General features: G+C 65.8%; 13 protein-coding genes and 1 pseudogene. 6 read left to right on the top strand and 8 right to left on the bottom strand.

What is annotated here, in order from left to right:
• Positions 1-236: 236 nt before the first annotated feature.
• Positions 237-746, top strand: coding sequence for a protease adaptor protein RcdA (gene rcdA / locus TSA1_RS08220; protein WP_100175917.1), 510 nt, complete (start codon positions 237-239; stop codon positions 744-746).
• Positions 747-986: 240 nt separating this feature from the next.
• Here the strand turns inward: rcdA and rpmE are convergent, their stop codons facing one another.
• Positions 987-1,214, bottom strand: coding sequence for a 50S ribosomal protein L31 (rpmE, locus tag TSA1_RS08215; RefSeq protein ID WP_097659924.1), 228 nt, complete (start codon positions 1,212-1,214; stop codon positions 987-989).
• A 197-nt stretch (positions 1,215-1,411) separates the two neighbouring features.
• Between rpmE and TSA1_RS08210 the strand changes: the two genes are divergently transcribed.
• Positions 1,412-3,262 (top strand): ABC transporter ATP-binding protein/permease, encoded by a 1,851-nt coding sequence (locus tag TSA1_RS08210; RefSeq protein WP_100175916.1) that lies wholly within the window; start codon positions 1,412-1,414, stop codon positions 3,260-3,262.
• Positions 3,263-3,272: 10 nt separating this feature from the next.
• On the opposite strand, the gene TSA1_RS08205 is transcribed toward TSA1_RS08210, so the two are convergent.
• The 4 genes from TSA1_RS08205 to TSA1_RS08190 all read right to left on the bottom strand — a co-directional run bounded on the left by TSA1_RS08205 (position 3,273) and on the right by TSA1_RS08190 (position 6,068).
• A complete protein-coding gene (locus tag TSA1_RS08205) occupies positions 3,273-3,497 on the bottom strand; it encodes a hypothetical protein (protein WP_100175915.1) in 225 nt (74 codons plus the stop codon).
• A gap of 72 nt (positions 3,498-3,569) precedes the next feature.
• On the bottom strand, positions 3,570-4,016 hold the full coding sequence (locus TSA1_RS08200; protein ID WP_100175914.1) for a GNAT family N-acetyltransferase: 447 nt from the start codon (positions 4,014-4,016) through the stop codon (positions 3,570-3,572).
• Positions 4,016-5,044, bottom strand: coding sequence for a peptidoglycan -binding protein (locus TSA1_RS08195; RefSeq protein WP_100175913.1), 1,029 nt, complete (start codon positions 5,042-5,044; stop codon positions 4,016-4,018). The genes TSA1_RS08200 and TSA1_RS08195 overlap by 1 nt, the downstream gene beginning before the upstream one ends.
• A 4-nt stretch (positions 5,045-5,048) precedes the next feature.
• Positions 5,049-6,068: a flagellar motor protein MotA gene (locus TSA1_RS08190; RefSeq protein ID WP_174718813.1), complete on the bottom strand. Its 1,020-nt coding sequence runs from the start codon at positions 6,066-6,068 to the stop codon at positions 5,049-5,051.
• Positions 6,069-6,237: 169 nt separating this feature from the next.
• On the opposite strand from TSA1_RS08190, the gene TSA1_RS08185 reads away from it, so the two are divergent.
• Positions 6,238-7,260 carry an SAM-dependent methyltransferase gene (locus TSA1_RS08185; protein WP_174718812.1) on the top strand — a complete coding sequence of 341 codons (1,023 nt, stop codon included), beginning with the start codon at positions 6,238-6,240 and terminating at the stop codon, positions 7,258-7,260.
• A 2-nt stretch (positions 7,261-7,262) separates the two neighbouring features.
• Here the strand turns inward: TSA1_RS08185 and TSA1_RS08180 are convergent, their stop codons facing one another.
• The gene (locus TSA1_RS08180; protein WP_100175910.1) at positions 7,263-7,604 is read right to left on the bottom strand and encodes an addiction module antidote protein; all 342 of its coding nucleotides are present in this window, start codon (positions 7,602-7,604) and stop codon (positions 7,263-7,265) included.
• A 4-nt stretch (positions 7,605-7,608) separates the two neighbouring features.
• Positions 7,609-7,902, bottom strand: coding sequence for a type II toxin-antitoxin system RelE/ParE family toxin (locus TSA1_RS08175; RefSeq protein ID WP_100175909.1), 294 nt, complete (start codon positions 7,900-7,902; stop codon positions 7,609-7,611).
• Positions 7,903-7,964: 62 nt separating this feature from the next.
• Here TSA1_RS08175 and TSA1_RS41015 point away from each other — a divergent pair.
• The 3 genes and pseudogenes from TSA1_RS41015 to TSA1_RS08160 all read left to right on the top strand — a co-directional run.
• Positions 7,965-8,072, top strand: a pseudogene (locus tag TSA1_RS41015) (SAM-dependent methyltransferase); the annotation flags it as partial.
• Positions 8,073-8,305: 233 nt separating this feature from the next.
• Entirely contained in the window at positions 8,306-9,499 is a 1,194-nt protein-coding gene (locus tag TSA1_RS08165; RefSeq protein ID WP_100175908.1) for an efflux RND transporter periplasmic adaptor subunit, read from the top strand.
• A gap of 6 nt (positions 9,500-9,505) precedes the next feature.
• On the top strand, positions 9,506-12,661 hold the full coding sequence (locus TSA1_RS08160; RefSeq protein WP_100175907.1) for a multidrug efflux RND transporter permease subunit: 3,156 nt from the start codon (positions 9,506-9,508) through the stop codon (positions 12,659-12,661).
• A gap of 134 nt (positions 12,662-12,795) precedes the next feature.
• Here TSA1_RS08160 and TSA1_RS08155 read toward each other — a convergent pair whose 3' ends face one another.
• Positions 12,796-13,680 (bottom strand): tyrosine-type recombinase/integrase, encoded by an 885-nt coding sequence (locus TSA1_RS08155; protein WP_100181027.1) that lies wholly within the window; start codon positions 13,678-13,680, stop codon positions 12,796-12,798.
• Positions 13,681-13,712 lie beyond the last annotated feature (32 nt).

Genomic DNA, 13,712 nt, shown 5'->3' with positions numbered 1-13,712 from the left:
TCTGTTTGACGCCTCCCTGTTATCAACTTTCAAAGCCGCCGGTCTCCGGCGGCTCTTTTTTTGCGTCCGCTCCTCGCTTTTGTGCGTCTCATCCCGAGTTGCATTCCGAGGAATGACCCGCGGAAACCATATCCGCGCTTGTCACTGGACTCCGCGTCCCGCCCGCGCAATGATTTGTTCATCATAAGCCGGCGCCAAAGCCGGACAGTCAAACAGTTGCGTAAGAGGCGTTAACCATGGAACGTTTGCAGGCCGACGGCGCTCTCGTTCAACTCAGTGAGCGGTTCACCAATTCTGCGGCGTTCGGCGTCCTGTTCCGCGAGGGCATGGACCTCGTCGAAGAGACCGCGGCCTATCTCGACGGCGCCGGCCGCACCGAGGCCAAGGCCCTCGACCGTGCCGTCAGCCTCACCTACGCGACCGAGAGCATGCGCCTCACCACCCGCCTGATGCAGCTCGCCTCGTGGCTGCTGTTGCACCGTGCGGTGAAGGAAGGCGAGATGACGCTGGTCCAGGCCAATCGCGAGAAGACCAAGGTCAAGCTCAGCGCCGCCGATCCCGGCCCCGCCGACACCATCGAGAAGCTGCCTTCGCAGCTCCAGGACCTGATCCATCGCTCGATGAGCCTGCAGACCCGCGTCCGCCGTCTCGACACCACCATCCACACCCCGCCGGCCGAGCACATCGCGATCGGCAATCCGCTGGTGCCTCACCTCAACGCGCTGAAAGCCGCGTTCGAGCGGTAAGGTTCAAGCAACTCCGACACCGTCACCCTGAGGTGGCCGCTTCTTCAGCGGCCCTCGAAGGGCGACGGCCCGGCTGCATCTCGGCCGTTCATCCCTCGAGGCTCCCGGCGCGATGCTTTGCATCGCGCCACTCGCACCTCAGGATGACGGGTCCGGTAGCAACGCGACGGCAGTCTCCAAAAACAAAAACGCCCCCGGTCTGCCGGGGGCGTTTTTCGTCTCCAACCCTTGCGGGCCGGATCAATCCTTTTTGAGGAAGCCCGAAAACTTCTTCTGGAAGCGCGAGACGCGGCCGCCGCGGTCCATCAGCTGCTGGGAGCCGCCGGTCCAGGCCGGGTGCGACTTCGGGTCGATGTCGAGGTTCAGAGTGTCGCCTTCCTTGCCCCAGGTCGAGCGGGTCAGGTACTCGGTACCGTCGGTCATCACGACCTTAATCGTATGATAATCCGGATGAATTTCGGCTTTCATGACAAATTCCTCGGCGCCCGGCGCCTTGTTGGGTGGCTAGCGAATGACGGATTTGGGCGGCTCTATACCTCACGAAACCCCGCAAAACAAGCCATCCCGGTCGCGAACCGGGGGGTTGCCCCTAAGGGACATCCCGGATTTGCCACTACCCTTGCACCGGCCTATTGGGAGCAAACGAATACAATGGGTCGGATCTCATGAGCGCAGTGGAACGGCTTGATGACCAATATGTCGATCAGCCCGGAATGAACGCCGCGGACACTCCCTCGATCGAGGCCGAGCTGATCGAAGAGCCGGCCAAGGGTCGCGCCAAGCTCCGCCCGCTGCTTGCGCTGGCGCCCTATGTCAGCCGCTATCGCGGCCGGGCGGCGCTCGCCTTCGTCGCGCTCACGGTCGCGGCCCTGACCACGCTGCTGGTGCCCGTCGCGGTACGCCGGATGATCGATTTCGGCCTGACGCCCGAGGGCATCGAGCTGATCAACAGCTATTTCTCGGTGATGCTCGCGGTGGTCGGCGTGCTCGCGCTCGCCAGTGCCGCGCGCTACTACCTCGTGATGACGATCGGCGAGCGCATCGTTGCCGACCTCAGGCGCGACGTCTTCGCGCATCTGCTCTCGCTGTCGCCGGCCTTCTTCGATTCCGCGCGCAGCGGCGAATTGATCTCGCGGCTCACCGCCGACACCACCCAGCTCAAATCGGCCGTCGGCGCCTCCGTGTCGATCGCGCTGCGCAATCTGATGATGTTCCTCGGCGCCACGGCGATGATGGTGATCACGAGCCCCAAACTGTCCGGCTTCGTGCTGCTCGCCATTCCCTTGATCGTGCTGCCGCTGGTCGCCTTCGGGCGCTGGGTGCGGCGGCTGTCGCGCAATGCGCAGGACACGCTGGCCGAGGCGTCGGCCTATGCGGGCGAACTGGTCGGCGCGATCCGCACCGTGCAGGCCTATACCAGCGAGCAATTTGCCGAGAAGCGTTTCGGCGGCGAGGTCGAGCAGGCCTATGAGGCGGCGCGCACCTCGACCCAGGCGCGATCCGTTCTCACGGCCATCATCATCTTCATCGTGTTCGCAAGCGTGGTCGCGATCCTCTGGATCGGCTCGCATGACGTGCTGTCAGGCGCGATCTCGCCGGGCCGGCTCGGCCAGTTCGTGCTCTATGCGGTGTTCGCCGCGGCCGGCCTCGGCCAGCTCAGCGAAGTCTGGGGCGAGGTCTCGGCCGCATCCGGCGCGGCCGAGCGGCTGTTCGAGATCCTGCATGTGAAGCCCGACATCGAGGCGCCTGCGTCTGCGCGCGCTCTGCCGGTACCGGCACGCGGCGAGGTCGGCTTCGATCAGGTCAGCTTCGCCTATCCGGCGCGGCGCGACGTCAAGGTGCTCGATGCCGTGTCGTTCACGGTGCGCCCCGGCGAGAAGGTCGCGATCGTCGGTCCGTCCGGCGCGGGCAAGAGCACGATCTTTCATCTGCTGCTGCGCTTCTACGACCCGCGCAGCGGCGCGATCTCGCTCGACGGCGTGCCGGTCAAATCCGCCGATCCCCGCGACTTCCGCTCGCGCATCGCGCTGGTGCCGCAGGAATCCGTGGTGTTCGCCGCAAGCGCCCGCGAGAACATCCGCTTCGGCCGGCCCGACGCGACCGATGCCGAGGTCGAACGCGCCGCCGAGCTCGCCCATGCCGCCGAATTCATTCGCCGCCTGCCCGAAGGTTTCGAGACTCCGCTCGGCGAGCGCGGCGTGACGCTGTCCGGCGGACAGCGCCAGCGTATCGCGATCGCCCGCGCCATCCTGCGCGATGCGCCGCTGCTGCTGCTCGATGAAGCCACCTCCGCGCTCGATGCCGAAAGCGAGACCTTGGTGCAGACCGCGCTGGAGGAGCTGATGCGCCACCGCACCACGCTCGTCATCGCCCATCGCCTCGCGACCGTGCTGTCATGCGACCGCATCCTGGTGATGGACCAGGGCAAGATCGTCGAGCAGGGCACGCATGCCGAGCTCGTCGCCGCGAACGGGCTTTATGCCCGGCTGGCGAGGCTGCAGTTCGAAGGCGCGTGAGGCGCCGTCTTCACCGGCATTTCGGCGAGAGCGCCGGTACATTCGGCCATGGCCAGTTCTTCCAGCTGCCGTCCTCGCCGACGCAGGCCGATGGGGCAGGGCCGCTCGTTTGCGCAGGCGCGGGCGTCGTCTCGCGCAGCGCGAAGCGCTTGTCGACATAGCTTGTCGACACATAGCCGGCGACGATGACGCCGAGAAAGACCGAGGCCCCCTGGGCCAGATCGCGCAGCTTCATCGATCGTCTCCGTCCGTTGCCATCGTTGAGACAACGACTAGCAGACGCCCCTGGATCCAACCGTGACAGGCCTCACGCCCGCCACACCATCTTCAGCACCGGCCGGCCCGAGGTCGGGTTCACATCGTCGCCGGCATGGGCAAAGCCGTTGCGCTCGTAGAAGCGGATGGCGCGGGCATTGTCCTTGTTGACGAGCAGCGTCACGCCCGAGGGCGACAGCCGCTTGGCTTCATCGACCAGCAACCGCGCCGCGTCCGATCCCCAGTGCGCGGGATCGACCACGAGCTGGTCGAGATAGCCCTCGCCGTCGATCGTGACGAAGCCGGTCAGCGCGCCGTCCTGCTCGGCGACCACGATCTGGGCTTTCGGAACCAGATCCTTGCGCCAGCGCTCGCGCCACCAGTCCAGCCGCGCGGCGAAGTCGATCTGCGGATAGGCCTGCTGCCAGGTGCGATGCCAGAGGTCGATCGCGGCGGCTTCGTCGGAGGTCGCATAGGGGCGGAGGTGGATCGCGCTCACTACCGCTCCGTCAGCTTGAGCTCGATGCGGCGATTGCGCTTGTAGGCTTCCTCGGTGTTGCCGGGATCGAGCGGCTGGAATTCGCCGAAGCCGGCGGCGACGAGGCGCTGGGCGGGCACGCCGAGCGAGATCAGATATTGCACCACCGAGATCGAGCGTGCCGCGGACAGGTCCCAGTTCGACTTGAAGTTCGGGCCGTTGACCGGGCGCACGTCCGTGTGGCCGTCGACACGCAACACCCAGGGGATCTCGCTCGGAATCTTCTTGTCGAGCTCGATCAGCGCGGTCGCCAAGGTGTCGAGCTCGGCGCGGCCCTCGGGCAGCAGCGTCGCCTGGCCGGTGTCGAAGAACACTTCGGACTGGAACACGAAGCGGTCGCCGACGATGCGGATGTCGGGCCGGTTGCCGAGGATCGCGCGCAGGCGGCCGAAGAACTCCGAGCGGTAGCGCGACAATTCCTGCACGCGCTGCGCCAGCGCCACGTTCAGGCGGGAGCCGAGATCGGCGATCCGGTTCTGCGATTCCTTGTCGCGCTTCTCGGAGGCATCGAGCGCCTCTTCCAGCGCGGCCAATTGCCGGCGCAAAGCGCTGATCTGCTGGTTCAGCACCTCGATCTGGGCCAGCGCCCGCGCCGAGACCGCCTTCTCCGAATCCAGCGCCTTGCCGAGCTCGGAGGTCTTGCCCTGCGCGTCGTTGCCGGCGGCAGCCAGGCCGTCATAGAGGCCCTTGATACGGTCGCGCTCGCTCTCGGCCGAGGCGAGGCCGGCCTTCAGTTGCGAGACCTGGTCGTCGAGCGTGAGCTTGCCGAGCTTCTCAAGCGACAGCAGCTCGTTGAGCTGGGCGATCTTGGCGTTGAGCTGCTCCAGCGCCTTGTCCTTGCCGGTGACCTCCTGCGACAGGAAGAACTGCACCACCAGGAACACCGACAGCAGGAACACGATCGACAGCACCAGCGTCGACAGCGCGTCGACGAAGCCGGGCCAGTAGTTGAAGGACGTATCGCCGCGGCGGCCGCGCGCCAGTGCCATGTCGCTAACTCTTCTCGGGCTGGCGGGCGATGCGCTCCAGCAGGCGCCGGATCTCGCGGTTCTGCTCGCCCTGCCCGTCGGCCCATTCGCGGATCATCTGCTGCTCGGTGCGCATGTGCGAGACCAGCGCCTGGATGGCTTCGGCAAGGCTCGCCATTGCCGCCGTGGTGCCGCGGCTGGCGCTGCCTTCCTCGAGCACGGAGCGGAGCCGTTCGACCGCGGCCTGCAGCTCGCCGCTGGCGACCCCGCCGCCACCGGAAGCGACCGCGACCTCGCCGCTGCCATATTCGCGCACGGTGGTGGCGAGCCAGTCTTCGAGGTCGGTGTAGAAGCGGTTCTGCGCCTGGCTCGACTGCAGATCGAGGAAGCCGAGGATCAGCGAGCCGGCGAGGCCGAACAGGGAGCTCGAGAACGAGATGCCCATGCCGCCGAGCGGGGCGGCGAGACCCTCCTTCAACGTGTCGAACAGCGCCCCGGAATCGCCGCCGACCTTGAGCCCGTCGATCACCTTGCCGACCGAGCCGACCGTTTCGATCAGGCCCCAGAAGGTGCCGAGCAGGCCGAGGAAGACCAAAAGGCCGGTCATGTAGCGGGAGATGTCGCGGGCTTCATCGAGGCGTGTCGCGATCGAATCGAGCAGATGCCGCATCGTGGTCTGGGTGATGGTCATCCGTCCCGAGCGCTCGCCGCCGAGGATCGCCGCCATCGGCGCCAGCAGCTTGGGGTGGCGGGCCGGGGCGAGGCCGGGATCGGCGATGCGGAAATTGTTGACCCAGGAGACCTCCGGGTAGAGCCGGATCACCTGCCGGAAGGCCAGGATGATGCCGATGAACAGCACGCCGCCGATCAGAGCATTGAGGCCGGGATTGGCGAAGAAGGCCTGGATGATCTGCTTGTAGAGCACCACGCCCACCAGCGTGCACAGCACCAGGAAAACCAGCATCCGCACCAGGAAGACGCTGGGCGAGGACAGTTTGGTGTACTCGATATCCATGGTGGAGCGGGGCGAGTTGCCTGACGGCATGGCCAGTATCATCCATTCCAAAAGCTTGTTTGCAGTGCGCACTATGGCACAGCGCCGGCCCAAAAAAAGCGCCGGATACGCCGATTTCGGGGTGGGCTCCGGGAACCCGGACCGGAAGCGGCGCTTTGATAGACAGGTATCCGCAGAAAGTTCGCCATTCGGGGTGCGCATGAGCGTCGTTTCCGCGATCATCGGGACTGCCGAACGCGTGCCGCTGCCGGACGTCGTGATCCGCGCCGCGATCCAGCGCCTGTGCTCCCGCACTGCAACGCGCCTCGCCCCCCACGACGCTGCGGCCGATGCCGCCTTCGCCGGCCGGATGATGCTGCGGCCGATCGCCGAGGACGCCGAACCCGGGCGTGATGAGGTACCCGCCGCGTTCTTCGCGGACCTGCTCGGCCCCAGCCGCAAATATTCCTGCTGCTTCTACAAGACCGATGCGACCACCCTGCAGGAGGCGGAGGAGGAGGCGCTGCGCCAGACCGTCGAGCATGCCGGCCTCGCCGACGGCCAGGCCATCCTCGAGCTCGGCTGCGGCTGGGGCTCGCTGGCGCTGTGGATGGCGCGGCAGTTTCCGCACGCAGAGGTGACGGCGGTGTCGACCTCGCAGGCGCAGCGCGCCCATGTCGAGGAGCAGGCGGAGCGACGCGGCTTGCTGAACCTGCGCGTGATCTGCGCCGACATGAACGTGTTCGCGCCGGATGGCCAGTTCGACCGCATCGTCTCGGTCGAGACGTTCGAGCACATCGTGAACTGGCGCAAGCTGATGACGCGGCTGCGGTCGTGGCTCGCGCCCGAGGGGCGCTGCTTCATGCACGTCGCCACGCATCGCACCGGATCCTACCTGTTCGACCGGTCCGATCGCGAGGACTGGATCGCGCAGCACGTCTTCACGGGCGGGATGATGCCGAGCCATCACCTCGTCAGGCAATTCGACGACATCTTCGAGGTCGAGAAGGAATGGTGCTGGAGCGGCACCCACTATCAACGCACCGCCAATGACTGGCTCGCCAATTTCGACGCGCACCGGGACGCGATCGAGGCCTCCTTGCGCAAGGTCCACGGCGAACAGGCTGCCATGTGGATGCGGCGCTGGCGCTGGTACCTGCTCGCGACATCGGGCCTGTTCGGCTATGCCGATGGAACCGAATGGGGCGTCAGCCAGTATCGGATGAAGCCCGCTGATTCCTGAGTCTAGGCGGCCTTGCGGGCTCGCGTTTTCGCTGACCTGCGGGGTTTGCCTGGCTTTTTGGGCAAGGGACGCGCAGTCAAACCCAAGCCAAGCGCACGCAACACCCCCAGCATTGTCGAGAACTCCGGATTTCCGGCTTCGCCGAGCGCCTTGTACAGCCCTTCGCGGCTCAGCCCCGTAGACCTCGCTATCTCGCTCATGCCGCGGGCACGCGCCACCGTATTCACAGCGTCCCGAATGAATGCCGTGTCGCCAGTCTCCAGCGCGGCCGTAATGAACTCGGCTTGTGCTTCCGCCGTGTCCAAATATTCCGCTGCATCAAATGGTGTGGTTTTGAGTGCCATTGCACTACTCCAGTTCGGCAAGCATCGCTCGTGCCCGCTTGATGTCTGCGTGCTGCTTTCGCTTATCTCCGCCGCAAAGCAGGATGATGATTTCTGTGCCGCGTTGCGCCGCATAGAGACGGTATCCCGGGCCATAGTCGATTCTGAACTCAGACAGGCCCGCGCCTAATGACTTCACATCGCCGAGCGTACCGCGTTCGATCAATGCGAGTCGGCTCGCAATGCGCGCAACGGCACGACGGTCGCGCAATCCAGCAAGCCAGCCGCGAAATGCTTCTGTCTGGAGGACATTGATCACGATTGTTGTTGTAATCCATGGTTCACAGGCGGGCAAGTTCCGAATGAGCAAACTGATTGGCCTGGATGCGGCGCTGGCGCTGGTCCCTGCTCGCGACCTCGGGCCTGTTCGGCTATGCCGATGGAACCGAATGGGGCGTCAGCCACTACCGGATGAAAGTTGCGGAGTAATTGCGATCTTCTGTCGCAGCACGCCCTAATGGAACCGGACTCACGATCTGGTGAGCCGGGAAAACGCCCCTGAAATCAGCGATATAGCCTGTGTGACATTGAGCCGCCCGCCACACGCGTTGCGTCGCAGCAAGTCCATTCTATTTTGACGTCATCAGCCGCGCGGTCTTTGTCCAGAACGGGCGCCGCATCGTGCGCGATTCAGTATCAACAACATCGGGGCACCCCACTTCATGTCAGGACTTCGCGCGCGATCGGCATGCGTTGCAATGATGCTCGCGGCCCTAGCGCCGCTGCTCGGCGCTTGCGACGAATCCAGCTCCGCCGTGTCCGCCGCCCCGCCGGCCTATCCTGACGTCAGCGTCGTCATCGTGAAGCCGCAAGCCCGCGCCGTGGTGCGCGAGCTGCCCGGCCGCATCGCGCCGACGCGCGTCTCGGATGTCCGGCCGCGTGTCTCCGGCATCGTGGTCGAGCGCCTGTTCCGCCAGGGCAGCGAGGTGAAGGCCGGCGATCCGCTCTACCGTATCGATCCGCGCCCGTTCGAGGTCGAGGTGATGGCCAACGAGGCCGCGCTCGCCAAGGCGGAGGCTGCCTTGATGCAGGCGAAGCAGCAGGCCCACCGTATCGCCACGCTGACCAGCCAGCGCGCCGCGCCCGAGGCCGAGAACGAGAAGGCGGTGGCAGCCGAGCGCCAGGCCCATGCCGAGGTCGAGGGCCGCAAGGCCGAGCTCGCGCGGGCCAAGCTCAATCTCGACTATGCCACCGTGCGCGCGCCGATCGACGGCGTGGTCGGCGCGGCCCTGGTCAGCGAGGGCGCGCTCGCGGTGCAGAACGAGACCAATCTGGCGACCATCCAGCAGCTCGACCCGATCTATGCCGACTTCACCCAGTCGGTGAACGAGCTCAACCAGCTGCGCCGCGCCTTCGAGACCGGCGACCTCGAGCGCATCGCCTCCGATGCCGCCAAGGTGCATCTGGTGCTCGACGACAACACGCTCTATTCGCTCGACGGCAAATTGCTGTTCTCCGACGCCAAGGTCGACGCCCATACCGGGCAGGTGACGTTGCGCGGCGAGTTCCCCAACCCCAAGCGCGAGCTGTTGCCGGGCATGTATGTCCGCGTCCGCATCGACCAGGGTCTCGACAGCGATGCGATCGCGGTGCCGCAGCAGGCGATCCAGCGCAATGGCGGCGGCGGCAGCGAAGTGTTCGTCGTCAAGGACGACAACCACATCGCGGTGCAGCCGGTGCGCACCGGTTCGGTGCAGGACGGACTCTGGTTCGTCACCGAAGGCCTGAAGGCCGGCGACAAGGTCGTGGTCGAAGGCTTCCAGAAGTTCGCCGCCGGCGACAAGGTCAAGCCGCAATCCTGGTCGGAAGCGGACGCGACCGCGGACAACCGGCACGCTCAGAAGCTCACGCGGTAACGCGCCATGGCGAGCTTCTTCATCGACAGGCCGATCTTCGCCTGGGTGGTCGCGCTGTTCATCTGCTTGATCGGCGCAATCGCCGTGCCGTTGCTGCCGATCGCGCAATATCCGATCATCGCGCCGCCCTCGATCTCGATCTCGACCAGCTATCCCGGCGCTTCGCCGGAAAACCTCTACAACAGCGTCACGCGCCTGATCGAGGAGGAGCTCAACGGCGCCTCCGGCATCCTCAATTTCGAATCGACCAGCGACTCGCTCGGCCAAGTCGAGATCATTGCCAATTTCCAGCCGGGCACGAACACCAACGACGCCTCGGTGGAGGTGCAGAACCGCATCAAGCGCGTCGAGGCGCGCCTGCCGCGCGCGGTGATGCAACAGGGCATCCTGATCGAGGAAGCCTCGAGCGCGGTGCTTCAGATCATCACGCTGAGCTCGACGGACGGCAGCCTGGATGAGGTCGGCCTCGGCGACTTCATGATCCGCAACGTGCTCGGCGAGGTCCGCCGCATCCCGGGCGTCGGCCGTGCCACGCTCTATTCGACCGAGCGGTCGCTTCGCGTCTGGGTCGATCCGGCCAAGCTGGTCGGTTATGGGCTCACCGCCGACGACGTCAACAAGGCCATTGCCGCGCAGAACGCCCAGGTCGCCTCGGGCAGCATCGGCGCCGAGCCCTCGACGTCGAGCCAGCGCACCTCAGCGCTCGTGCTGGTCAAGGGCCAGCTCTCCTCGCCGGACGAGTTCGGTGCCATCATCCTGCGCGCCAACGCCGACGGCTCGACCGTGCGCCTGCGCGACGTCGCGCGCGTCGAGGTCGGCGGTCTCAGCTACCAGTTCAACACCCGCCTCGACGGCAAGCCGACCGCGGGTCTCTCCGTGCTGATGTCGCCGACCGGCAACGCGCTGGCGACCGCGAGCGCGGTCGAGGAGAAGATGAAGGAGCTGTCGCGCTTCTTCCCGGCCAACATCACCTACGAAATTCCCTACAACATCACGCCCGTGGTCGAGGCCTCGATCAAGAAGGTGCTGACGACGCTGGTCGAAGCCGTGGTGCTGGTGTTCGTGGTGATGTTCCTGTTCCTGCAGAACATCCGCTACACCATCATCCCGACCATCGTGGTGCCCGTGGCGCTTCTCGGCGCCTGCACCACGCTGCTGCTCGCCGGCTATTCCATCAACATGCTCTCGATGTTCGGCATGGTGCTCGCGGTCGGCATCCTCGTCGACGACGCCATCGTCGTGGTCGAGAACGTCGAGCGCATCATGGCCGAGGAAGGCCTGTCGCCGAAGGAAGCGACCCGGAAGGCCATGTCGCAGATCACGGGTGCCATCATCGGCATTACGCTGGTGCTGATGGCGGTGTTCGTGCCGATGGCGTTCTTCCCGGGTTCGGTCGGCATCATCTACCGCCAGTTCTCGGTCACCATGGTCGCGGCGATCGGCTTCTCCGCCTTCCTCGCGCTGTCGCTGACGCCGGCGCTGTGCGCGACGCTGCTCAAGCCGATTCCCAAGGGGCACGGCCACTCGACCAATTTCGTCTTCAGCCGTTTCAATCATCTGCTCGAGGGCGCTCGCTTCCGCTACGCGCGCACCGTCGGCTTCTCGCTGAAGCGCACCGGCCGCCTGATGCTGGTCTATGTCGCGCTGCTGGTCGGCCTGTCCTGGGCCTTCGTCAATCTGCCCGGCGGCTTCCTGCCCGTCGACGACCAGGGCTTCATCACCACCGACGTGCAGACGCCGTCGGATTCGTCCTACGGCCGCACCGAGGCGGTGATCGAGAAGGTCGAGAAGTATTTGGCGCAGCGGCCGGGCGTCGACAACGTCACCTTCCTCACCGGCTTCAGCTTCTCCGGCCAGGGCATGAACACCGCGCAGGCCTTCATCACGCTGAAGGATTGGTCGGAGCGCGGGCCGAGCGAGTCGGCCGCGGCGATCGTCAACGACATCAACCGCGATCTCGGCGCGTCGATCCGCGACGCAAAGATCTCCGCGCTGCAGCCGCCGCCGATCGACAATCTCGGCAATTCCTCGGGCTTCTCGTTCCGCCTGCAGGACCGCGGGCAGAAGGGCTATCCGGCCCTGATGCGCGCCGCCGATCAGTTGATCGCGGAGGCCAATGCGAGCCCGGTGCTGCAGAAGGTCTATGTCGAAGGCCTGCCGGAAGCGGGCGTGGTCAACCTCGTGATCGACCGCGAGAAGGCCGGCGCCTTCGGCGTCACCTTCGAGGACATCAACAGCACGATCTCGACCAATCTCGGCTCGAACTACATCAACGACTTCCCGAACCGCGGCCGCATGCAGCGTGTCGTGGTGCAGGCCGACGCCCGCGACCGCATGCGGACCGAGGACATCCTCAACTACAACGTCAAGAACAGCCGCGGCCAGCTGGTGCCGTTCTCGTCCTTTGCCACGGTGGAATGGGCGCGCGGCCCGACCCAGATCGCCGGCTTCAACTATTATCCGGCGGTGCGCATCTCCGGCGAAGCCAGGCCCGGCTTCACCTCGGGCGATGCGATCGCCGAGATGGAGCGGCTCGCGGGCAGGCTGCCGCGCGGCTTCGGCTATGAGTGGACCGGCCAGTCGCTGCAGGAAAAGCTGTCGGGCTCGCAGGCGCCGTTCCTGCTGGCGCTCTCGATCTTCGTGGTGTTCCTGTGCCTCGCCGCGCTCTACGAGAGCTGGACCATCCCGCTCGCGGTGCTGCTCACGGTGCCGCTCGGCATCGTCGGCGCCGTGATTGCCGCGATGCTGCGCGGCCTGCCCAACGACGTCTATTTCACCGTCGGCCTGATCACCATCATCGGTCTCGCCGCCAAGGACGCGATCCTGATCATCGAGTTCGCCAAGGACCTGCGCAAGGAAGGCAAGCCGCTGGTGGAGGCCACCATCGAAGCCTGCCGCCTGCGCTTCCGCCCGATCCTGATGACGGGCCTCGCCTTCATCTGCGGCGTGCTCCCCATGGCCATCGCCCACGGCGCCGGCGGCGCCAGCCAGCAGGCGCTCGGCAGCATCGTAATGGGCGGCATGATCGCGGTCGTCATTTTGGCGCTGCTGATGGTGCCGGTGTTCTTCGTCTCCGTGCAGCGGGTGCTGGCGGGGGACAGGGAGCCGAAGGCCCAGTCGGAGGCCGAAGCATACGGCCCGCCCGCGCAGGTGAAGCCGTAAGCGACGCCGTCATTCCGGGGCGCGCGTAGCGCGAGCCCGGAATCTATCGCGCCACGATCACGGTCGATGAATGGATTCCGGGTTCGCGCCAAAAGGCGCGCCCCGGAATGACACGCTCTTTGTGGGCTATTCAGCTACCCCAGCGAACTCAGCACGTTCGCGCGCGCCAGCGTCGTGCGCAGGGCCTCGTCTGACACATGCGTGTAGATCTCGGTCGTGGAGATCGAGGAATGCCCCAATAGCCGCTGCACGAAGCGAATATCGACCCCGGTCTCGATCAGCAGCGTCGCCGCCGTGTGCCGCAGCATGTGCGGCGTCAGCTTGCGCCGGAAGCCGGCCTGTTCGGCCAATGTGCGGAGCCGGCTGCGCACCGAATGCGGTCGCAGCGGGCGCCCCGCGCGATTGAGGAAGAGCGCTGAGTTTGCCGCGGAGCGCGTGCTCAACGCGACCAGATCCTGGGCGAGCTTTGGATCGGACACATAGGCGATGCGGTCGCGCGAACCCTTGCCGCGAACCCGCAGCGCCGTACCCTGCGAGAGCACATCATCCCGCTGCAACGCGCACAATTCGCCGACGCGCAAACCCGTCGAGACCATCAGCCGGATCGCGATCTCGATCGCCTGATGGCCCCGATTGAGCCGCGGCGCGGCAAGTCCCGACGTCGACAACAGCGTTGACGTCTCGCCGCGCGACAACGACCGCGGCAGCTGCTTGCGCCGCGCGATCCTGATGCGCCAGCCGTCGAACGGATTGGCGAGGCCGTTCGCCTCGCTGGTGTAGCGGAAGAACGCCTTCAGGCACGCAAGCCGCCGCCGCACCGTCGACGTCGACAGCTTTCGTGCCGCCATGTCTTCCATGTACGCCTTCAGATGTGCGGTCGTGATCTCGGCGAGATCGACCGTCACCCACTTCCCGAAATCAGAGAGGTCGAACCGGTATGCCGCACACGTGTGCGGCGACAGCCTCCGCTCGACAACACAGAATTGAATGAAGGCGATGGCGGCAATTGGAAGGTGCATTTTCGCTACGCTCCGGGGAGGGAAGGGAGCGG

It is taken from the genome of Bradyrhizobium nitroreducens (assembly GCF_002776695.1).
Lineage (GTDB): Bacteria > Pseudomonadota > Alphaproteobacteria > Rhizobiales > Xanthobacteraceae > Bradyrhizobium > Bradyrhizobium nitroreducens.
The sequence above is the reverse complement of the archived record's forward strand: the minus strand, read 5'-3'. Positions and strand labels throughout refer to the sequence as shown.